The sequence below is a fragment of the Stutzerimonas sp. CXK-1 genome (assembly GCF_057738225.1).
Genome location: NZ_CM173217.1, coordinates 2,900,036 through 2,918,964, shown reverse-complemented (window position 1 = coordinate 2,918,964; position 18,929 = coordinate 2,900,036). Strand labels below are relative to the sequence as shown.

Here is an 18,929-nt window from a genome sequence, read left to right as displayed (position 1 = left end):
GAAACCCGGCTGCATGGACAGCAGGGGATTTCGAGGCTGTCCGAAACGACAGCAAGGCGAAGAGGACTGCATTTGCGCTTCGACAAACTGATGGAGTTCGGACGTTTTCTGCTACGGCGCTTTCTCGCGGATCGAGGCCCGCACAGCGCCGCGGCGCTGACCTACACCACCTTGTTCGCCGTGGTGCCGATGATGACGGTGACCTTCGCGATGCTGTCGGTGATACCCGCGTTCCATGGCGTCGGCGAGCAGATCCAGCTGTTCATTTTTCGCAACTTCATCCCCTCGACGGGTGCGACCATCCAGGAATACCTGGTTGCTTTCTCCACTCAGGCCCGCCAGCTGACCTGGTTTGGCGTTGGTCTGCTGATGGCCACAGCGCTGACCATGCTGCTGACCATCGAGAAGGCGTTCAACACCATCTGGCGGGTCCGTCAGCCCAGGCGGGGGATATCGAGCTTTCTGCTGTATTGGGCGATTCTCAGCCTTGGCCCCTTGCTACTCGGTGCGGCCTTCGCCACCAGCACCTACCTCACTTCGCTGACCCTGCTCTCCGGGCCGCACGCGATCATCGGTGCCAGCGCGTTGCTCAAGGTCATGCCATTGCTGCTCAGCGTGGCGGCCTTCACGCTCATCTATGCTGCGGTGCCGAACACCCGGGTACCGCTCAAGCACGCACTGGTGGGAGGCTCTTTCACAGCGCTGCTGTTCGAGGCCGCAAAGCAGCTGTTTGGCCTTTATGTCAGTTATTTTCCCAGCTATCAGCTGATCTACGGGGCTTTCGCCACGGTGCCGCTGTTCCTGCTGTGGATCTACCTGTCCTGGATGATCGTGCTGTTCGGCGCCGAGCTGGTCTGCGGGTTGTCCTCATCGGCCGAATGGCGTCGGCGTCGGCTTCCCAAGCTGGCACTGCTGTTGGTGTTGCTACGCATCCTCTACGCGCGCCAGCAGGAGGGACGTGATCTTGACCTGCGCGGTCTGCGTAAAGCGGGCTGGTCGCTGCCGAATGACGAGTGGGATGAGCTGATCGGCTTCCTTGAGTCCGAACAGCTGGTCACGCGTACCGGCAGCGGCGGCTGGGTCCTGTGCCGCGATCTCGGTGGCTACGAGATGCAGCAGCTGATGCGCAACAACCCATGGCCGGTCAATGATCCCGAAGCGCTCGGCCAGCCACTCGATGAGCCGTGGTATATCCCGCTGCGGCAGGCCTTGGCGAGCCTGCGCCAGGAGCAGGCTCGGCTGTTCGGCGGCAGCCTGGCCAGCTGGCTGCGCGGTGAGGGTGACGAAAAACGTCAGTAGGTGAATGTGCGTGCCAATCGATAGCCCGTCTGACCGGTCGGGTATGCCCGTGGCTGCGTGGCGCGTGGGCGGTTCCGGGCGGTGGCACGGATCTCGCTATGCATCATGCGAGAAGTGGAGGACGGCCTATGGACAGCAAATGCGGCAAGGTGATTCATCTGCACCGGCGAGCGCCGGAGGCGGCATTGGAGGCGCTCAATCGACTGACTGGATTGCGCTTCAGTCACTGGCCTGATTCGCTGGTCGAGCGTCCGCCAGAGGGCGGCTGCGCCATGGAGGATAAACCGACCGCGAGCGTGGAGCAGGCGGTCGGTTAGTCAGGCCTGAACCTGCAACTGGGTGGGCTCGGCCGGGGCGGCGGGTTGCGCGAAGAGCTCGTCGACGGTCACTGCGTTCAGCTCGTAGATCGAGCGGGCCACGATTTGCAGCTCCTCAATGCTATGCCTGACCGGCAGGTTGGCGACACCTGACAGCAGTATCTTGCCCACCTGATCGACGCGACCATGATCGATCGCCACCTCGCGCACCGTATTTCCATCCCGATAACGTGCCAGTAGTGACAGGCTGCGGCCTATCTGTCCGGGCAGTTGCAGCCAGGCTGCGACATTGAATTCGGCCACCTTGCCGTCATGCGTCGTCAACACGAGCGTGGCTTGTTGAACAATGCGAGCGGGTACGGTCCCGACGAGTTTCTCGTATTGCTTGGACATGGCGCAGGTTACCGATTCGTTGGAGAAGGGCCGAATTATAAGCAGTGCCTTGAGGGCAAACTGTGAGCGTTGCCGTGGGCTCCCGTGACCGGACTCGCAGATCGAGTGCCGGGCTGGCGCCTCGCGCTCGCAGACAGAGGTCGCCAAGCGAGCACGGCGGCGGCACAATCGGGCCTTCGTTCGCTGTTGTAAATGAGGCAAGGCATGAAGCGCATCATCACCCTTACCGTGCTCTCGCTGGCAGTGCTGCTCGGTGGCTGCGACGCAGACTGGGGTGTCGATCAGCATGGTCGGCCCGTTGCCTCTGGTGATCTGGATGGGCGCTGGCTGGTGATCAATTACTGGGCCGAGTGGTGTGCACCCTGCCGCACCGAGGTGCCCGAGTTGAATCGGCTGGCCAGTACTCGACCGGATGTTGCCGTTCTAGGCGTGAATTTCGACGAGCTGCGTGGCGAGCAGCTGGCCCAGGCGGTAGAAGCCTTGGGCATACGCTTCCGGGTGTTGAGCGAGGATCCCGCCGAGCGGCTGGGGCTCGAGCGCAGTCCGGTCTTGCCGGTGACCTATCTGGTCGACACGCAGGGCAAGGTCCGCGAGCGCCTGGTCGGCGAACAAAGTGCCGATGGCCTGCTGGCCCGCATCGAACAACTCGGCGGCGCTGATTGATGCCTAGGGCCGCACATACCAGAAGTCCTGCCAGAAGCCGATCACCCTGGCCGGGTAGTGATCTTTGCCGAGACTGCCGTTGTAGCGGGCCAACGCTCGACGCAGGTCACCATTCTCGCGTTTCAGGTAGTAGCTGAGGATGGTGCATCCGTAACGCAGGTTGGTGGCGTTGTCGGTCAGGTTATCCTGCGGCCGGCCGAGCTCGGCTTTCCAGAACGGCATCACTTGCATCATGCCCTGTGCGCCAACGCTCGAAATAGCGAAGCGGTCGAAGCGGCTCTCGGCATGGATCAGAGCGACCACCAGGTCGGGGCGCAGTCCGGCGCGGGTTGCTTCGCGATGCACAAGTCGTAGGAGTTCGAGACGCTCTTCGGCATCTGGAACGAAACGCTTAAGGCGGGTCGACATATCCAGCAGCCAGACCTCCGCTTCGAAGCGGTCCTGGAAGCTGTCCGCCTCGGCGACGGTTTGCTGCAGGAGCTGGCGCAGCTCCGGCTCGGGTGCCTGGCGCAGGCTGGCAGCGGCGGGGCACGCCAGGACCAACAGCAGAAGCAGAAGGCATCCATGCCGCTTCATCGACCGTGCACTCAGTCGGCGTTGGCCGGTGACGCCTGCCGCCCGGCTTCCTGCAGCAGGCTGGTGAGAAACTGCTGCTGCAATTCCGGGTCGTGGCGGGTCAGCTCGATCAGGCTTTGTTCCAGCTCGCTGGCCTCTTCCTCAAGGCCCAGTTCCGACAGCCGCTTGACCCTGTAGACCCAGCGCGAGACATCGTCTCCTTCGAGGTCGTCGAAAATCAGGGCGTGTGCTTCCTGAAGCTTGCTGCGCAGGTTGTGGCTGACCAGCAGCACGGCGTCGGCACGTGTGTTGTCCGTGTCGTCCTCCACGCTCAGTTGCAGCTTGCCGATCTGGGCGATGTCCTGATCGGCAAACGGCCCGTCGAGCAGGTTGAGGCGCAGGATTCCGTTGCGATCGGTATTGAGTTGGTGGCTTTGCTCGCCGGCCTGCACGGTGACCGGTCGCTCGGCCCAGGGCAGGCTGGAATACTCCAGCCGCGCATCGCGCCGTTGCTCCTGAACGCTCGCCAGGTTCTGCTGCGAGCGGCCATTGGTTTCGACGTTCATGAACGGGTTGAGCCCGGCGAAACCATAGCTGATCCAATCCCGGGTCGCGGTGGTCGGCACGTTGCCTAGCGCCACGACATTCACCACGTTTGCGCCGATACCAGCAACCACGGCGACCGCGCCGAGCGGTATCTCGTAGAGTTCGCGCCAGGGCTGATACGGCGTGTAGCGATCATAGCGACGGGTGACCTCGAAGTCGGTGACCTCGAAGGTCTTCTGTTCCTGCACGCGGATGCGTCGCTGCGGCAGCTCCAGGACCAGGGGGTCGCCGACCTCGATGCGCAGGCTGTGGTCGAGCAGCTTGCGTTCGGTGCGGGCTTCGTGTTCGCTGCGCTGCGGTAGGTGATTGGCGCAGCCTGCTAGCAGCAGCGCCGCGCAGAGCACGGCGCCGGTTTGGATGACAACTCGTTGGTTGAGCATGGTTTGGCGGTCAGCGGGGTGCCCGAGCGTTGATGAAGGGCAGGAAGTCGGCGATGGCGACGGCCTGGGCTTCGCTATCGCGACGATGTTTGTATTCCAGGGTGCCGTCGGCCAGGCCGCGATCGCTGATTACCACGCGATGCGGAATGCCGATCAGCTCCATGTCGGCGAATTTGACGCCGGGGCTGGTCTTTTTGTCACGGTCGTCCAGCAGCACTTCGTAGCCGGCGGCGGTCAGGTCGGCGTAAAGCTTGTCGGTCGCCTCGCGGACCACCTCGTTGTCGTACTTCATCGGCACGAGTGCGATCTGGAAAGGCGCCAGCGCATCCGGCCAGAGAATCCCGCGCTCGTCGTAGTTCTGCTCGATCGCAGCCGCCACGACACGGGAAACGCCAATGCCATAGCAGCCCATGATGAGCGTTACGGGCTTGCCGTTCTCACCCATGACCTGGCAGTTCATCGCCTGGCTGTACTTGGTGCCGAGCTGGAAGATGTGGCCGACTTCGATGCCGCGCTTGATCACCAGCGTGCCCTTGCCGTCCGGGCTCGGGTCGCCTTCGACGACGTTGCGCAGATCAGCGATCGCCGGCAGCGGCAGGTCACGTTCCCAGTTCAGCCCGAAATAATGCTTGCCATCCTGATTCGCGCCGGCTGCGAAGTCACTCATCAGCGCTACCGAACGGTCGATGACGCAAGGGATCGGCAGGTTCAGCGGACCCAGCGAGCCCGGACCGGCACCGATCGCGCCGCGAATCTCGGCTTCCGACGCAAAAACCAGCGGGCTGGCGACCTGTTCGAGGTTGGCGGCCTTGATTTCGTTCAGTTCGTGATCGCCGCGCACGATCAGGGCAACGAGCTTGCCCTCTTCGGCGGCATGCACGACGAGTGTCTTGATCGTCTTTTCGATCGCCAGGTCGTACTGCTCCACCAGGGCAGCGATGGTCTTCGCATCAGGCGTATCGACCAGGCGCAGCTCCTGGGTGGCTGCGCCGCGCTCGACCTCCCGCGGGACCGCTTCGGCCTTTTCGATGTTCGCCGCGTAGTCGGAACCGTTGCTGAAGGCGATCGCATCCTCGCCGGACTCGGCCAGGACGTGAAATTCATGCGAGCCAGTGCCGCCGATCGATCCGGTATCGGCCTGCACCGGGCGGAAATCCAGGCCCAGCCGGGTGAAGACGTTGCAGTACGCCTGGTGCATACGGTCGTAGGTTTCCTGCAGCGACTCCTGCGACAGGTGGAATGAATAGGCATCCTTCATCAGGAATTCGCGTCCGCGCATCAGCCCGAAACGCGGACGGATCTCGTCGCGGAACTTGGTCTGGATCTGATAGAAGTTGATCGGCAATTGCTTGTAGCTGTTCAGCTCGTTGCGCGCGAGGTCGGTGATGACCTCTTCGTGCGTCGGGCCGACGCAGAAATCGCGTTCGTGGCGATCCTTCACACGCAGCAGTTCGGGGCCGTACTGTTCCCAGCGCCCCGATTCCTGCCACAGCTCGGCCGGCTGGATGGCTGGCATCAAGACTTCCAGGGCTCCGGCCTTGTTCATCTCGTCGCGGACGATTGCCTCGGCCTTGCGCAGCGCTCGCAGCCCCATTGGCAGCCAGGTATAGAGGCCCGAAGCCAGCTTGCGGATCATGCCGGCGCGTAGCATCAGCTGGTGGCTGATGACCACTGCGTCGGAAGGGGTTTCTTTTAGAGTCGAGAGCAGGAACTGACTGGTGCGCATGTGGCCGTTGTGTCCTTGCAGGGAAGCGGTAAAGGTGGCTCGGCATTGTACGGCCGGTGGTGATGCGCGTACAGAATGCAGCGCTGGCCGGCTGGCTCTCGTGAACGAAAGAGCCCGGCTTTCGCCGGGCTCTAGAGGATCGAGTACTGCCGAGCAGTGTTACAGGATGCTCAGCGGGTATTCGATAAAGGCGCGGATCTCGTTGAGATCTGCACTGTAGTAGTCACGCATGTTGTCGTTGGAACGATAGATCGAATTGCGCAGCTTCAGTGACAGGTCCTTGGCCGGACCGCTCTGGACTACGTACTGGACCTGGTTGAAGAACTCGCGCTCCTTGCCTTCGCCAGTGCCGGTGTCGACATTGTCGCCATACACGTAGGCGGTCTTCCAGAACAGGCCGGGAACGCCGTAGTCGGAGAAGTCAAGCTCGTAGCTGGCCTGCCAGGAGCGCTCGTCCTTGGAGTTGAAGTCGGAGTAGAAAGAGTTGGCCACCCAGATGGAGCTGCCGCCATCGCCGATATCGTAATAGTAATAAGCAGCGTCCCCAGTGACCCGCTGGTGCGCCAGGATGAAGGCGTGTGCGCCTACGCTGTACTTGGCTGACAGGCTCCAGATGGTGTTGTCCTGGGACTCACGTACGCCCGGGGTCGTCACATTACCCGCGCTGTCCGTCACGGTCGTCGCGGCTTGAATGAAGTCCTTGTCGTAGTCGGAGCGGTAGATATTGAAGTCGAATGTGAGCGATTGGTCGCTGCTGAACGGCATCACGTAATTGACGTTTGCATACTTCTTCTTCGCAACGTCTTCGTTGTCGGCGTAATAAAGCGAAGCGCTCAGGTTATCGGTAAAGGCGTAGGTGCCGCCAACTACGTCGATGCTCTTGAGGCCTACGTCGTCGTGGCTGGACGACTGCATGGAGCTGTCGGCGGTAAAGCGGCCGGCATTCAGTTCGAGGCCTTCGATCTCCTTGCTGGTGATCAGGGTGCCCGTGAAAGACTCGGGCAGCAGGCGGGAATCGTCGTATGCCAGGACAGGCATAAACGGCATTTGATCGCCATACTTCACAACAGTGTTGGAGAATTGAAACTTCACGGCCGCGCCGGCCTGGCCCACGTCACGTACCGGATCACCGTCCGAATCGAACTCGAACATGGCGGGATAGTTGTAACCACTGCCGCCATCCAGACGAACGCCCAGCAGACCAAATGCGTCTACGCCAACACCGATGGTGCCTTGGGTGAAGCCCGATTCGAAGCTCGTAATGAAGCCCTGACCTAGGCTGCGAACATCATCCTCACCGTCCTTATAGTCGCGGTTGAAATAGGTAGTACGCAGCAAAAGGTCCAGGCTTGCGTCTTCGACGAAGCCCTTGGATTCGGACTGCTGGCTGGCAACGGCCATCTGCGACGTGCCTGCCGCTACGGCCAGGGCCATTACGCTCCACTTCATCACTTTCATCGTGATTTGCTCCTTTGGATTAAAACGATGCCTACCCGCGAACTAAAGCGGGCATTTCTTATTTTTAGCGGGCAACTCGGCCTCCGGCGCCGCGCTATCTGCTGAATGTACTGTCTAGTCGGGGTCTTGCGCTAGGGCAAGGTTGCCCGACCGAAAAGGCCATTCGCGCCATTGTGGTGAGCTTAGCAAGTCCTGTGCCTACAACGGTTTTGCTTGGTCTGCGGGCAGGTTGCGGATTAATCATGGAGGCGGAGGCACCGATTTGGTGCGCTTGCCGGTGGCGAATGCGCCTGTGCTGGGCGCAGACGCTGCCGTGCGCTCGCGGCTGGCGTATCCTTTGGGCTTGTTGCGGCGCTGCCCGTTCGAACTGAGGAGTGAGCTATGTTTGTTCTCGACGCGCGCCTAGCGCAGGACACCCTGACCATTGGCGACTTTCCGCTCTGTCGGTTGTTGCTCATGAACGATGCGAACTATCCCTGGTTCATCCTGGTGCCCAGGCGAGAAGAGGTCAGTGAGTTGTTTCAGCTCGATGTCGGCGATCAGCAGCTGCTCTGGAGGGAGGCGACGGCGCTGGCGGAAATCGTCAAGGACACCTTTGGCGCGGACAAGATGAACGTGGCTACGCTTGGCAACGTCGTGAGTCAGTTGCATGTGCATGTCATCGCCCGACGCAAAGGCGACGCCAGCTGGCCCTCTCCGGTCTGGGGCCGGTTACCGGCAAAGCCCTACAGTGACGAGCAGGTCGCCGAGATCAGGCATAAGCTCAAGCTGGTGCTGGCCGATCAGCTTAGATCTGGAGAATGATGATGGATGCAGAGTCCCGTATTGCAGATCTGGAAACCCGTCTGGCGTTCCAGGACGATACCTTGCAGACCTTGAGCGATGTGCTGGTCGAGCAGCAGAGAATCATCGATCGCTTGCAGCTGCAGCTCGAAGTGCTCTCGCGTCGGCAGGAAGAGATGCAGAGTCGCTTGGGTGATGAGGGGGAAGAAGCTCCGCCGCCACATTATTAATTAAGGGCGGCGGAGCGGCGAGCCTATCGGCTGTGCAGAATCACCACGTCTTCGGCTTGCGGGCCCTTGTCACGCAGGACAATGGTGAAATCGACGCGCTGGCCTTCGATCAGTATGCGGTGGCCTTCGCCGCGGATGGCGCGAAAGTGCACGAACACGTCTTCGCCTGACTCGCGCGAGATGAAGCCGAAACCCTTCGAGGTGTTGAACCACTTGACCGTACCGGTTTCCCGAGGGCCTTCGGTGCCGGCCGTTTCGCCGGCGCTCGGTGCGCCGCTGCGGCGATGTGAGGTGGCTTGCGGTCGGCTGCCGGCCTGGGTCTGCAGGGATGCGAGGTGGAGCAGTACGGCGACCACCGCAAGCAGCAGTGTGGCCAGTGTTGCCGGTTGGCCGGCGATCTGGCCGATCGGGGCGAGGACGACGATCGCCTGAACGATTGCCGCGATGATCATCAGTGCCGATGCGGCGGCGAGTACCGGGCGTACGCCCTGAACCTGCAACCGATAGAACGGAATGAACTGAATATTGAGCAGGCCGACCATGAACAGGCCGAGGGCGGCGTTGTGTTCGAGAAACGGAGCCTGGCCGCGCAGGCTTGGTGCAAAGGACAGCAGCAGGGCAGCGACGCCCGTCAACAGGTGGACGATCTTCAACATGTCTGAGCTCACAACTACAAAAATGGAAAGGCTCGAGCGGCGCTGTCCCGAAGCGTAACGGTCAGGATGACGTTGATATAGAAGGAAGGGCCGCCGAGGCGCGGCGGTATTTAACAGGAGCCGGCGGGCGGCATCAAATCGGTGGTCGTGAAGGGCGTCAGGGAAGGGGCGCGTGGGCAGTTGCTGCCCACGCGCGGCGGCTCAGGCTGCTAGCAGGCTGCGCAGCATCCAGGCGGTCTTTTCGTGGACCTGCATGCGCTGGGTCAGCAGGTCGGCAGTGGGTTCGTCGCTGACCTTGTCCAGCAGTGGGAAGATGCCACGTGCCGTGCGTACGACCGCTTCCTGGCCTTCGACCAGCAACTTGATCATTTCCTCGGCGCTTGGCACGCCTTCTTCTTCCTTGATCGAAGACAGGCGAGCGTACGCGGCGTAGGTGCCGGGCGCGGGGAAACCAAGTGCGCGGATACGCTCGGCGATGTCGTCAACCGCGACGGCCAGCTCGGTGTACTGCGTTTCGAACATCAGGTGCAGCGTGTTGAACATGGGCCCGGTGACGTTCCAATGGAAGTTGTGGGTCTTCAGGTAGAGGGTGTAGGTGTCGGCCAGCAGGCGGGACAACCCCTCGGCAATGGCGGCGCGGTCCTGTTCGGCGATGCCGATGTTGATATCCATGTGTCGTTCTCCTGTTTGGTTGAGCCAAGCCTGGATAGTAAGCCACAAAGGCCATGATGATGGCAGGCAAGTGCGGTGGCATCACCGATGTTTGAGCGAGGGGCGCCGCGGCGGTTCCCAGCGGCGGCTGGTCGACGGCTGCGTCATGCTGATTAAGTTGATAGAATCCCGCGCTTGTGCCCGGCGGCTCGAAGTGCTCAGCGAAGTCGTGCCGCGATCAACGAATTCACCGATACGAGAAGCGAAGCCACCATGATGCGCAGCCACTATTGCGGCCAGTTGAACGAAAGCCTGGATGGTCAGGAAATCACCCTTTGCGGTTGGGTACATCGCCGTCGCGATCATGGCGGGGTGATCTTTCTCGACATTCGCGATCGTGAAGGGCTGGCGCAGGTGGTATTCGATCCCGACCGTGCCGAGACATTCGCCAAGGCCGATCGTGTTCGCAGCGAGTTCGTGGTGAAGATCACCGGCAAGGTTCGCCTGCGCCCGGCCGGTGCGGTGAACCCCAACATGGCCTCGGGTGCCATCGAGGTGCTGGGCTACGAGCTGGAAGTGCTCAACGAAGCCGAAACGCCACCGTTCCCGCTCAACGAGTACAGTGATGTCGGCGAGGAAACCCGCCTGCGCTACCGCTTCGTCGATCTGCGCCGTCCTGAGATGGCCGAGAAACTGAAACTGCGCTCGCGTATCACCGCCAGCATCCGTCGCTACCTGGACGAGAACGGCTTCCTCGATGTCGAGACGCCGATCCTCGGGCGCCCGACACCCGAAGGTGCGCGTGACTACCTGGTGCCCAGCCGTACCCACGCCGGTAATTTCTTCGCCCTGCCGCAGTCGCCTCAGCTATTCAAGCAGCTGTTGATGGTGGCGGGTTTCGACCGCTACTACCAGATCGCCAAGTGTTTCCGTGACGAAGACCTGCGCGCCGATCGCCAGCCCGAGTTCACCCAGATCGACATCGAGACCAGCTTCCTCGAGGAAGCCGACATCATCGGCATCACCGAAGGCATGATCCGCAAGCTGTTCAAGGAAGTGCTGGATGTCGAGTTCGGTGAGTTCCCGCACATGCCCTTCGAAGAAGCCATGCGCCGCTACGGTTCGGACAAGCCGGACCTGCGCATCCCGCTGGAGCTGGTGGACGTGGCCGATCAGCTCAATGCGGTCGAGTTCAAGGTGTTCTCCGGTCCGGCCAACGATCCGAAAGGCCGCGTGGCCGCGCTTCGTGTGCCGGGCGCTGCCAGCATGCCGCGCAGCCAGATCGACGACTACACCAAGTTCGTCGGCATCTACGGCGCCAAGGGCCTGGCCTACATCAAGGTCAACGAGCGCGCCAAGGGCGTCGAGGGCCTGCAGTCGCCGATCGTCAAGTTCATCCCGGAAGACAACCTCAATGCGATTCTCGACCGTGTCGGTGCGGTCGATGGCGATATCGTCTTCTTTGGTGCTGACAAGGCGAAGATCGTCTCCGAGGCCTTGGGCGCGCTGCGCATCAAGCTCGGCCATGACCTCAAGCTGCTGACCTGCGACTGGGCGCCGCTGTGGGTGGTCGACTTCCCGATGTTCGAGGAGAACGACGACGGCTCGCTGTCGGCGTTGCACCATCCGTTCACATCGCCCAAATGCACGCCCGAAGAGCTGGAGGCCAACCCGGCAGCGGCCCTGTCGCGTGCCTATGACATGGTGCTCAATGGCACCGAGCTTGGCGGCGGCTCGATTCGTATCCATCGCAAGGAAATGCAGCAGGCAGTGTTCCGCATCCTCGGCATCGACGAGGCCGAACAGGAAGAGAAGTTCGGCTTCCTGCTCGATGCCCTGAAGTTCGGAGCGCCGCCGCACGGTGGTCTGGCATTCGGTCTGGATCGCCTGGTCATGCTGATGACCGGTGCGCAATCGATCCGCGAAGTCATCGCGTTCCCGAAGACGCAGAGTGCGGCGGACGTGATGACCCAGGCGCCCGGCGCCGTCGACAGCAAGGCGCTGCGCGAGCTGCACATTCGCCTGCGCGAGCAGCCGAAAGCAGAGTGATGGTCGCGCCGGGGCCCTGGCTCCGGCGCCAACAGCGTTCTAGAGAGGGAGAGATTCATGGCGGGTCATTCCAAATGGGCCAACATCAAGCACCGCAAGGGGCGCCAGGACGCCAAGCGCGGCAAGATTTTCACCAAGCTCATTCGTGAGCTGACCGTGGCGGCCAAGAGCGGTGCGATTCCGGCGGACAATCCGCGGTTGCGCCTCGCGGTGGACAAGGCGCTGACCGCCAACATGTCGCGTGACGTGATCGATCGCGCCATCGCCCGTGGCGCTGGCAACAACGACGCGGACAACGTCGTCGAATTGACCTATGAAGGTTATGCGCCCAGCGGTGTGGCGATCATCGTCGAGGCGATGACCGATAACCGCAATCGCACGGCCGCCGAAGTGCGCCATGCATTCAGCAAGCAGGGTGGCAACCTGGGCACCGACGGTTCGGTGGCCTACATGTTCGATCGCAAAGGCGTGATCAGCTACGCGCCCGGTGTCGACGAGGACAGTCTGATGGAGGCTGCGCTGGAAGCCGGCGCCGATGACGTGGTGGTCGAGGATGATGGCTCCGCTCAGGTCTACACCAGCTTCACCGAATTCCATGCCGTCAACGAGGCGCTTGCCGCAGCGGGCTTCAAGTCCGATGAGGCGGAGATCGCGATGATTCCGTCGATCTCGGCGCCTGTGGCCGACCTGGAGACGGCGCAGAAGGTGCTGCGCCTGATCGATGCCCTGGAAGACCTGGACGACGTGCAGAACGTCTACCACAACGCTGAAATCTCCAACGAGATCATGGAACAGTTGGACTGAGTGGTCGCGCTGCCGGAAGCCGGAGGCACCCCCTGGGGCTTCCGGCTTCTTTGTTTGTACGGCGCCGGCCGATCATTTACGGGGCCGATGGTTCGGGAGCGCATAGCCGCTTATACTCGCCGCCTGGATGGATAGACAGTGTTGCTGAGATGACCTTGATCCTTGGTATCGACCCCGGTTCGCGTATCACCGGCTACGGTGTGGTGCGCGACACGGGCAAAGGCTGCGAGTACGTCGCTTCCGGCTGCATTCGGACCGGAGGGGGTGAGCTTCATGCGCGCTTGCAGGCTGTGTATCGGGGCATCAGTGAAGTCATCCGCCTCTATGGGCCGGTTACCATGGGCATCGAACAGGTGTTCATGGCGCGCAATGCCGATTCGGCGCTCAAGCTCGGGCAGGCGCGGGGCGCCGCGATCGTCGCCGCCGCCGAATGTGGTCTCGAAGTCGCTGAATACACCGCGACGCAGGTCAAGCAGGCAATTGCCGGCACCGGCGGCGCAGACAAACAGCAGGTGCAGATGATGGTGATGCACCTGCTCAAGCTGATTCAGAAGCCGCAGATCGACGCGTCGGATGCCCTGGCGATCGCGCTGTGCCATGCACACCATCGACAGAGCCTCATTCCCCACGGCCTCGCCAGCGCCAAGCGCCGCGGTGGCCGTCTGCGGTTGTAGAACGTCGGCCGGCTATCGGCCGAGAACAGGAGTGCCCAAGCGTGATAGGTCGTTTGCGGGGTCAACTGGCGGAAAAACAGCCGCCGCATCTGGTGGTGGATGTCAACGGCGTCGGTTATGAAGTCGAAGTGCCGATGACCACGCTCTACCGGCTGCCGGCGGTAGGGGAAATGCTGACGCTGCATACCCATCTGGTGGTGCGTGAAGACGCCCACCTGCTCTATGGCTTCCACGAAAAGCGCGAGCGTGAGCTGTTTCGCGAGCTCATCCGGCTCAACGGGGTAGGGCCGAAACTGGCGCTGGCGCTGATGTCCGGCCTTGAAGTCGACGAGCTGGTGCGCTGTGTCCAGGCGCAGGATACCTCGGTGCTGGTGAAGATCCCGGGCGTCGGCAAGAAGACCGCCGAGCGCCTGCTGGTCGAGCTGAAAGACCGTTTCAAGGCCTGGGAGACCATGCCATCGATTGCCACGCTGGTGGTTGAACCTCGCGCCGCTGCGGCAGTCTCAAGCGCCGAGAATGATGCGGTCAGCGCGCTGATCTCCCTTGGCTTCAAGCCGCAGGAGGCCAGCCGTGCGGTATCCGCGATACGGGAAGACGGTTTGAGCAGTGAAGAGATGATCCGCCGCGCGCTCAAGGGAATGGTGTAAGCGCATGATAGAAGCCGACCGCCTGATCACCGCGAGCAGCCGTGACCGAGATGAGCAGCTCGATCGCGCCATTCGCCCGCTGCGCCTGGCCGACTACATCGGGCAGCCAACGGTTCGCGAGCAGATGGACTTGTTCATTCGTGCGGCCAAGATGCGTGGCGAAGCGCTCGATCACACCCTGATCTTTGGGCCGCCAGGTCTGGGCAAGACGACGCTGGCGAATATCGTCGCCCAGGAAATGGGCGTCTCGATCAAAAGTACTTCAGGCCCCGTGCTCGAGCGTCCCGGCGACCTGGCGGCGCTGCTCACCAATCTCGAGGCGGGCGACGTGCTGTTCGTTGACGAGATCCATCGCCTTTCCCCCATCGTCGAAGAGGTGCTCTACCCGGCGATGGAAGATTTCCAGCTCGACATCATGATTGGCGAGGGGCCTGCGGCGCGCTCGATCAAGCTCGACCTGCCTCCGTTCACTCTGGTCGGCGCGACCACTCGCGCCGGTATGCTGACCAATCCCTTGCGTGACCGCTTCGGGATCGTGCAGCGCCTGGAGTTCTATTCCACCGAAGATCTGTCGACGATCGTCGGCCGTTCCGCCGGTATTCTGGGATTGCCGATCGAGCCGCAGGGGGCTTTCGAGATTGCGCGGCGCGCACGCGGCACGCCGCGTATCGCCAACCGCCTGCTGAGGCGGGTGCGAGATTTCGCCGAGGTACGGGGCAAGGGCGAGATCACCCAGGAAATTGCCGACCTCGCGCTGAATATGCTCGACGTGGATGAGCATGGATTCGACCATCAGGATCGGCGCCTGCTGCTGACCCTGATCGAGAAGTTCGACGGCGGGCCGGTGGGGATCGACAGTCTCGCAGCGGCGATCAGTGAGGAGCGTCATACCATCGAGGACGTGCTGGAGCCCTATCTCATCCAGCAGGGCTACATCATGCGCACGCCGCGCGGGCGTGTGGTGACCCGCCATGCCTACCTTCACTTCGGCCTGAACCTGCCCAGGCGCCTGTCGGAGTCGCCTACGCCGGACCTTTTCGGTCCTGAAACGGATGGTTGAAAAAATTGTTCTTCCACCCGATTGGCAACCGATCAACTGAGCTCTAGTATGCGCGCGCAATCCGAAGCAAAGCCTTTTACGCATCGCTGCCGTGTCTATTACGAAGACACCGATGCTGGCGGTATCGTCTACTACGTCAATTACCTCAAGTTCATGGAACGGGCTCGTACCGAGCGACTGCGTGAGCTGGGTTTCGCCCAGTCGCAGCTCGTCGACGATGACCTGTTATTCGTCGTGCATTCGGTCGAGGCGCGTTACCTGTCGCCGGCCCGGCTCGACGACGAGCTGCAGGTCAGTGCCGAGGTGGTAGAGCTCAAGCGAGCCAGCCTGCGCTTTCGCCAGCAGGTCAGGCGCGCAAGCGACGATGCGCTGCTGTGCGAAGGCCACGTTTGGGTCGCATGCGTGCGAGCCGAGAATCTGAAACCCCGAGCCATCCCCGAGGCACTGCGTGGCGCCTTTGGCGGTTCGGGTCTATCCCCTGCAGGAGAGTGAGCGTGGAAGCCAACGTCGACCATATGTCCATGTGGAGCCTGATCAGCAACGCCAGCTTCGTGGTGCAACTGGTCATGCTGATTCTCGTGGCTGCTTCGGTGACTTCGTGGATCCTGATCTTTCAGCGCGGCAACCTGTTGCGTGCGGCGAAGCGGTCGCTCGAGGCCTTCGAGGAGCGCTTCTGGTCGGGCATCGACCTGTCGAAGCTCTACCGCCAGGCCGGCAGCAATCCGGATCCCGATTGCGGTGTCGAGCAGATCTTTCGCGCCGGCTTCAAGGAGTTCTCGCGCTTGCGCCAGCAGCCGGGCGTCGATCCCGACGCGGTGATGGATGGCGTCAACCGGGCCATGCGCGTGGCGATCTCGCGTGAGGAAGAAAAGCTCGAACAGAGCCTGCCTTTCCTTGCCACCGTGGGCTCGACCAGTCCTTATATCGGTCTGTTCGGTACCGTCTGGGGAATCATGAACTCCTTCCGTGGCCTGGCTCAGGTCCAGCAGGCGACGCTGGCGACCGTCGCTCCGGGGATCGCCGAGGCCCTGATCGCTACGGCGATCGGCCTGTTCGCCGCCATTCCCGCCGTGATTGCCTATAACCGCTTTTCCGCCCGTGGCGAGATGCTGATCGCGCGTTATTACACTTTCGCCGACGAGTTCCAGGCGATCCTGCATCGCAAAGTCCACACCTCCGAAGATTGAGGTCGACGGCCATGGCCAGAATTCGCAACAGACGCAAACCGGTCGCCGAGATGAACGTGGTGCCGTACATCGACGTGATGCTGGTACTGCTGGTCATCTTCATGGTCACCGCACCGATGTTGAACCAGGGCGTCAAGGTCGACCTGCCGAAGGTTAGCAGTGAGGCCTTGCCGCAGGACAACAATGCCCAGGTACTGACCATTTCGATCAAGGCCGACAAGACCTACTACTGGAACATGGGCTCGGAAGTCGACACCGATACCGTGCAGGACAAGGCGCTGACGCTGGATGAAATGACCCGCGCGGTGACCGCGATCATGAACCAGAGTCGCAGCCAGGGTAAGCAGGTACAGGTCTTCGTGCGTGGCGACAAGGCGGTCGACTACGGCGCCGTGATGGCCGCCATGGGCGGCCTGCAGGAAGCTGGCGTCGGTAATGTCGGCCTGATTACCGAGGCGCCGTGATGCAGCAGGAGCGCTCGTCTTCGGAGAGCTTTTTCTGGCCAACCATCCTGGCGGTCGGTCTGCACCTCATCATCTTTGCGATGCTGTTCGTCAGCTTCGCGATGACGCCGGAATTGCCCCCATCCAAGCCCATCGTGCAGGCCACGCTGTATCAGCTGAAGTCTCAGAGCCAGGCGACGACCCAAACCAACCAGAAAATTGCCGGCGAGGCGAAGAAGACTGCCGCCAAGCAGTTCGAGACCGAGCAGATGGAACAACGCAAGGTCGAGCAGCAGAAGCTGGCTCAGGCCAAGGCTGCGGAACAAAAGAAGGCCGAAGCGGCTCGAAAGGCCGAAGCGCAGAAAGCGGCCGAGCAGAAGAAGGCTGCTGAAGCCAAGAAAGCGGAAGAGGCGAAGAAGGCCGAGCAGCGCAAGCAGGCCGATATCGCCAAGAAGAAGGCCGAAGAGCTGGCCAAGCAGAAAGCCGCCGAGGAGGCGAAGAAGAAGGCTGCTGCCGAGGCTGCGAAGAAAAAGGCGGCCGAAGAGGCCAGGAAAAAGGCGGCGGCGGAGGCGGCCAAGAAGAAGGCTGCCGAAGAGGCGAAGAAGAAAGCGGCTGCCGAGGCGGCGCGCAAGGCGGCCGAGGACAAGAAGGCCCAGGCCCTTGCCGAGTTGCTGTCGGATACCACCGAGCGGCAGCAGGCCCTGGCTGATACCCAGGGAGACCAGGTTGCCGGCAGCCTGGACGACCTGATCGTCAGCCTGGTGAGCCAGCAATGGCGGCGACCGCCTTCGGCGCGCAACGGCATGAGCGTCGAGGTCAACATCCAGATGCTGCCTGATGGCACCATCACCAATGCCAGCGTCACCCGCTCGAGTGGTGACAGTGCCTTTGACAATTCGGCCGTCGCGGCGGTCCGCAATGTCGGGCGCATACCGGAAATGCAGGAATTGGACCGCGCTACGTTCGACCGGATGTACCGGCAGCGGCGCATGATTTTCAAACCAGAGGATTTGGATCTGTGAAAACCCTGATTCGTATCGCGCTGGTCGGCCTGACGCTGCTGGTCGGCTCCGTCCAGGCGGCCGATCCGCTTGTGGTGACCAGTGGGACCGATCGAGCCACCCCCATCGCGGTGGTGCCCTTCGGCTGGCAAGGCGGCACCGTGCTGCCCGAGGACATGGCCGACATCATCGGTAACGACTTGCGCAACTCCGGTACTTTTCAGCCGATTCCGCGGCAGAACATGATCAGCCTGCCGACCCGTGCCAGTGAAATCATCTACCGCGACTGGAAAGCCCTGGGCGCCCAGTACGTGATCGTCGGCAGCATCCAGCCGGCGGGCGGCCGTCTGCAGGTCCAGTTCGGCGTGTTCAACGTATCCACCGAGCAGCAGGTCATGTCTGGCAGCGTCGGCGGTACGCCAGACCAGTTGCGCGACATGGCGCACTACGTCTCCGATCAGGCATTCGAGAAGCTGACCGGCATCCGCGGTGCCTTCTCGACGCGCCTGCTTTATGTGACGGCTGAGCGTATGGGCGCCAACACGCGTTACACGCTGCAACGCTCCGACTATGACGGTGCACGCGCAGTGACGCTGCTGCAATCGCGCGAACCGATCCTGTCGCCGCGCTATTCGCCCGATGGCCGCCGCATTGCTTACGTCTCGTTCGAGCAGAAGCGCCCGCGCATCTTCGTCCAGCACATCGACACCGGGCGTCGTGAGCAGATCACCAACTTCGAGGGCCTCAACGGTGCGCCGGCGTTCTCGCCGGATGGCAATCGGCTTGCCTTCGTGCTGTCGAAGGATGGCAATCCCGAGATCTACGTGATGAACCTCGGCACGCGGCAGATGCAGCGGTTGACCAATCACTATGCCATTGACACCGAACCCTTCTGGGGGGCTGACGGTCAGACCATTTACTTCACGTCCGATCGCGCCGGCAAGCCGCAGATCTACAAGCAGCGCCTGGGTGGCGGGGCGGCCGAACGGGTGACCTTTGTTGGCAACTACAACGCCAATCCAAAGCTATCGGCGGATGAAAAGACACTCGTGATGATTCATCGCCAGGACGGTTACACGAACTTCAAGGTGGCCGCGCAGGACCTGCAGCGCGGCAATCTGCGCATCCTCTCGGAGACCAGTCTGGACGAGTCGCCCACTGTTGCGCCTAATGGCACCATGCTAATCTACGCCACCCGCCAGCAGGGCCGGGGAGTCTTGATGCTCGTGTCCATCAATGGTCGAGTTAGGCTCCCGCTTCCTACTGCTCAGGGCGAAGTCCGTGAGCCATCCTGGTCCCCTTACCTGAACTGATGCGGTAACACGCTTTTTAACCAAAACACCAAAA

General features: G+C 61.9%; 22 protein-coding genes. 15 read left to right on the top strand and 7 right to left on the bottom strand.

The window, feature by feature from the left end; genetic code table 11:
- Positions 1–90 precede the first annotated feature (90 nt).
- Together AC0KXH_RS13795 and AC0KXH_RS13790 are read left to right on the top strand one after the other, a co-directional pair.
- The gene (locus AC0KXH_RS13795) at positions 91–1,299 is read left to right on the top strand and encodes a YihY family inner membrane protein (RefSeq protein WP_269263038.1); all 1,209 of its coding nucleotides are present in this window, start codon (positions 91–93) and stop codon (positions 1,297–1,299) included.
- A 128-nt stretch (positions 1,300–1,427) separates the two neighbouring features.
- On the top strand, positions 1,428–1,616 hold the full coding sequence (locus tag AC0KXH_RS13790; protein WP_312939657.1) for a hypothetical protein: 189 nt from the start codon (positions 1,428–1,430) through the stop codon (positions 1,614–1,616).
- Here AC0KXH_RS13790 and AC0KXH_RS13785 read toward each other — a convergent pair whose 3' ends face one another.
- Positions 1,617–2,009, bottom strand: a complete 393-nt coding sequence (locus AC0KXH_RS13785) for a hypothetical protein (RefSeq protein WP_043221272.1) — start codon at positions 2,007–2,009, stop codon at positions 1,617–1,619.
- Positions 2,010–2,213: 204 nt separating this feature from the next.
- On the opposite strand from AC0KXH_RS13785, the gene AC0KXH_RS13780 reads away from it, so the two are divergent.
- Positions 2,214–2,672 carry a TlpA family protein disulfide reductase gene (locus AC0KXH_RS13780; RefSeq protein WP_061338151.1) on the top strand — a complete coding sequence of 153 codons (459 nt, stop codon included), beginning with the start codon at positions 2,214–2,216 and terminating at the stop codon, positions 2,670–2,672.
- Between the two features lie 3 nt (positions 2,673–2,675).
- Here the strand turns inward: AC0KXH_RS13780 and AC0KXH_RS13775 are convergent, their stop codons facing one another.
- From AC0KXH_RS13775 to AC0KXH_RS13760, 4 genes are all read right to left on the bottom strand, one after another.
- Complete coding sequence (locus tag AC0KXH_RS13775) at positions 2,676–3,248, bottom strand: lytic transglycosylase domain-containing protein (RefSeq protein WP_041110679.1); 573 nt, start codon at positions 3,246–3,248, stop codon at positions 2,676–2,678.
- 11 nt (positions 3,249–3,259) lie between these two features.
- Positions 3,260–4,213, bottom strand: a complete 954-nt coding sequence (locus AC0KXH_RS13770; protein ID WP_312381152.1) for a hypothetical protein — start codon at positions 4,211–4,213, stop codon at positions 3,260–3,262.
- A gap of 10 nt (positions 4,214–4,223) precedes the next feature.
- Positions 4,224–5,939: a proline--tRNA ligase gene (locus AC0KXH_RS13765; RefSeq protein ID WP_488223561.1), complete on the bottom strand. Its 1,716-nt coding sequence runs from the start codon at positions 5,937–5,939 to the stop codon at positions 4,224–4,226.
- Positions 5,940–6,098: 159 nt separating this feature from the next.
- Positions 6,099–7,397, bottom strand: a complete 1,299-nt coding sequence (locus tag AC0KXH_RS13760; protein WP_488223560.1) for an OprD family porin — start codon at positions 7,395–7,397, stop codon at positions 6,099–6,101.
- 381 nt (positions 7,398–7,778) lie between these two features.
- Here AC0KXH_RS13760 and AC0KXH_RS13755 point away from each other — a divergent pair, with 381 nt between their 5' ends.
- Together AC0KXH_RS13755 and AC0KXH_RS13750 are read left to right on the top strand one after the other, a co-directional pair.
- Positions 7,779–8,201: an HIT domain-containing protein gene (locus AC0KXH_RS13755; protein WP_043221258.1), complete on the top strand. Its 423-nt coding sequence runs from the start codon at positions 7,779–7,781 to the stop codon at positions 8,199–8,201.
- Positions 8,202–8,203: 2 nt separating this feature from the next.
- On the top strand, positions 8,204–8,410 hold the full coding sequence (locus AC0KXH_RS13750) for a SlyX family protein (protein ID WP_041109179.1): 207 nt from the start codon (positions 8,204–8,206) through the stop codon (positions 8,408–8,410).
- 23 nt (positions 8,411–8,433) lie between these two features.
- On the opposite strand, the gene AC0KXH_RS13745 is transcribed toward AC0KXH_RS13750, so the two are convergent.
- Together AC0KXH_RS13745 and AC0KXH_RS13740 are read right to left on the bottom strand one after the other, a co-directional pair.
- On the bottom strand, positions 8,434–9,066 hold the full coding sequence (locus AC0KXH_RS13745) for a cold shock domain-containing protein (RefSeq protein WP_061341118.1): 633 nt from the start codon (positions 9,064–9,066) through the stop codon (positions 8,434–8,436).
- A gap of 201 nt (positions 9,067–9,267) precedes the next feature.
- Complete coding sequence (locus AC0KXH_RS13740; RefSeq protein ID WP_041109182.1) at positions 9,268–9,738, bottom strand: Dps family protein; 471 nt, start codon at positions 9,736–9,738, stop codon at positions 9,268–9,270.
- A gap of 252 nt (positions 9,739–9,990) precedes the next feature.
- Between AC0KXH_RS13740 and aspS the strand changes: the two genes are divergently transcribed.
- The 10 genes from aspS (at position 9,991) to tolB (ending at position 18,895) form a co-directional block, all read left to right on the top strand.
- The gene (aspS, locus tag AC0KXH_RS13735) at positions 9,991–11,766 is read left to right on the top strand and encodes an aspartate--tRNA ligase (RefSeq protein ID WP_061341117.1); all 1,776 of its coding nucleotides are present in this window, start codon (positions 9,991–9,993) and stop codon (positions 11,764–11,766) included.
- A 57-nt stretch (positions 11,767–11,823) separates the two neighbouring features.
- Entirely contained in the window at positions 11,824–12,570 is a 747-nt protein-coding gene (locus AC0KXH_RS13730; protein ID WP_041109185.1) for a YebC/PmpR family DNA-binding transcriptional regulator, read from the top strand.
- Positions 12,571–12,719: 149 nt separating this feature from the next.
- Positions 12,720–13,244, top strand: a complete 525-nt coding sequence (gene ruvC / locus AC0KXH_RS13725; protein ID WP_041109187.1) for a crossover junction endodeoxyribonuclease RuvC — start codon at positions 12,720–12,722, stop codon at positions 13,242–13,244.
- A 41-nt stretch (positions 13,245–13,285) separates the two neighbouring features.
- Entirely contained in the window at positions 13,286–13,891 is a 606-nt protein-coding gene (gene ruvA / locus AC0KXH_RS13720; protein ID WP_041109189.1) for a Holliday junction branch migration protein RuvA, read from the top strand.
- Positions 13,892–13,895: 4 nt separating this feature from the next.
- A complete protein-coding gene (gene ruvB, locus AC0KXH_RS13715) occupies positions 13,896–14,951 on the top strand; it encodes a Holliday junction branch migration DNA helicase RuvB (RefSeq protein ID WP_200291373.1) in 1,056 nt (351 codons plus the stop codon).
- A gap of 48 nt (positions 14,952–14,999) precedes the next feature.
- On the top strand, positions 15,000–15,443 hold the full coding sequence (gene ybgC, locus AC0KXH_RS13710) for a tol-pal system-associated acyl-CoA thioesterase (RefSeq protein WP_041109193.1): 444 nt from the start codon (positions 15,000–15,002) through the stop codon (positions 15,441–15,443).
- A 2-nt stretch (positions 15,444–15,445) separates the two neighbouring features.
- The gene (gene tolQ / locus AC0KXH_RS13705; protein ID WP_041109195.1) at positions 15,446–16,138 is read left to right on the top strand and encodes a protein TolQ; all 693 of its coding nucleotides are present in this window, start codon (positions 15,446–15,448) and stop codon (positions 16,136–16,138) included.
- Positions 16,139–16,149: 11 nt separating this feature from the next.
- A complete protein-coding gene (gene tolR, locus AC0KXH_RS13700; RefSeq protein ID WP_041109197.1) occupies positions 16,150–16,602 on the top strand; it encodes a protein TolR in 453 nt (150 codons plus the stop codon).
- Positions 16,602–17,603: a cell envelope integrity protein TolA gene (gene tolA / locus AC0KXH_RS13695; protein WP_061338159.1), complete on the top strand. Its 1,002-nt coding sequence runs from the start codon at positions 16,602–16,604 to the stop codon at positions 17,601–17,603. Before tolR ends, tolA begins: the two co-directional genes overlap by 1 nt.
- Positions 17,600–18,895 carry a Tol-Pal system beta propeller repeat protein TolB gene (gene tolB, locus AC0KXH_RS13690; protein WP_043221251.1) on the top strand — a complete coding sequence of 432 codons (1,296 nt, stop codon included), beginning with the start codon at positions 17,600–17,602 and terminating at the stop codon, positions 18,893–18,895. Before tolA ends, tolB begins: the two co-directional genes overlap by 4 nt.
- Positions 18,896–18,929 lie beyond the last annotated feature (34 nt).

Excerpts from the sequence above, each read along its gene's own strand:
- AC0KXH_RS13780 (WP_061338151.1), top strand. The coding sequence starts at position 2,214 with ATGAAGCGCATCATCACCCTTACCGTGCTCTCGCTGGCAGTGCTGCTC.
- tolA (WP_061338159.1), top strand. The coding sequence starts at position 16,602 with ATGCAGCAGGAGCGCTCGTCTTCGGAGAGCTTTTTCTGGCCAACCATC.
- AC0KXH_RS13740 (WP_041109182.1), bottom strand. The coding sequence starts at position 9,738 with ATGGATATCAACATCGGCATCGCCGAACAGGACCGCGCCGCCATTGCC.
- ruvC (WP_041109187.1), top strand. The coding sequence starts at position 12,720 with ATGACCTTGATCCTTGGTATCGACCCCGGTTCGCGTATCACCGGCTAC.
- AC0KXH_RS13795 (WP_269263038.1), top strand. The coding sequence starts at position 91 with ATGGAGTTCGGACGTTTTCTGCTACGGCGCTTTCTCGCGGATCGAGGC.
- AC0KXH_RS13790 (WP_312939657.1), top strand. The coding sequence starts at position 1,428 with ATGGACAGCAAATGCGGCAAGGTGATTCATCTGCACCGGCGAGCGCCG.
- AC0KXH_RS13785 (WP_043221272.1), bottom strand. The coding sequence starts at position 2,009 with ATGTCCAAGCAATACGAGAAACTCGTCGGGACCGTACCCGCTCGCATT.
- AC0KXH_RS13765 (WP_488223561.1), bottom strand. The coding sequence starts at position 5,939 with ATGCGCACCAGTCAGTTCCTGCTCTCGACTCTAAAAGAAACCCCTTCC.
- AC0KXH_RS13755 (WP_043221258.1), top strand. The coding sequence starts at position 7,779 with ATGTTTGTTCTCGACGCGCGCCTAGCGCAGGACACCCTGACCATTGGC.
- AC0KXH_RS13730 (WP_041109185.1), top strand. The coding sequence starts at position 11,824 with ATGGCGGGTCATTCCAAATGGGCCAACATCAAGCACCGCAAGGGGCGC.
- ruvB (WP_200291373.1), top strand. The coding sequence starts at position 13,896 with ATGATAGAAGCCGACCGCCTGATCACCGCGAGCAGCCGTGACCGAGAT.
- AC0KXH_RS13775 (WP_041110679.1), bottom strand. The coding sequence starts at position 3,248 with ATGAAGCGGCATGGATGCCTTCTGCTTCTGCTGTTGGTCCTGGCGTGC.
- AC0KXH_RS13770 (WP_312381152.1), bottom strand. The coding sequence starts at position 4,213 with ATGCTCAACCAACGAGTTGTCATCCAAACCGGCGCCGTGCTCTGCGCG.
- ybgC (WP_041109193.1), top strand. The coding sequence starts at position 15,000 with ATGCGCGCGCAATCCGAAGCAAAGCCTTTTACGCATCGCTGCCGTGTC.
- AC0KXH_RS13760 (WP_488223560.1), bottom strand. The coding sequence starts at position 7,397 with ATGAAAGTGATGAAGTGGAGCGTAATGGCCCTGGCCGTAGCGGCAGGC.
- AC0KXH_RS13750 (WP_041109179.1), top strand. The coding sequence starts at position 8,204 with ATGGATGCAGAGTCCCGTATTGCAGATCTGGAAACCCGTCTGGCGTTC.
- tolR (WP_041109197.1), top strand. The coding sequence starts at position 16,150 with ATGGCCAGAATTCGCAACAGACGCAAACCGGTCGCCGAGATGAACGTG.
- aspS (WP_061341117.1), top strand. The coding sequence starts at position 9,991 with ATGATGCGCAGCCACTATTGCGGCCAGTTGAACGAAAGCCTGGATGGT.
- AC0KXH_RS13745 (WP_061341118.1), bottom strand. The coding sequence starts at position 9,066 with ATGTTGAAGATCGTCCACCTGTTGACGGGCGTCGCTGCCCTGCTGCTG.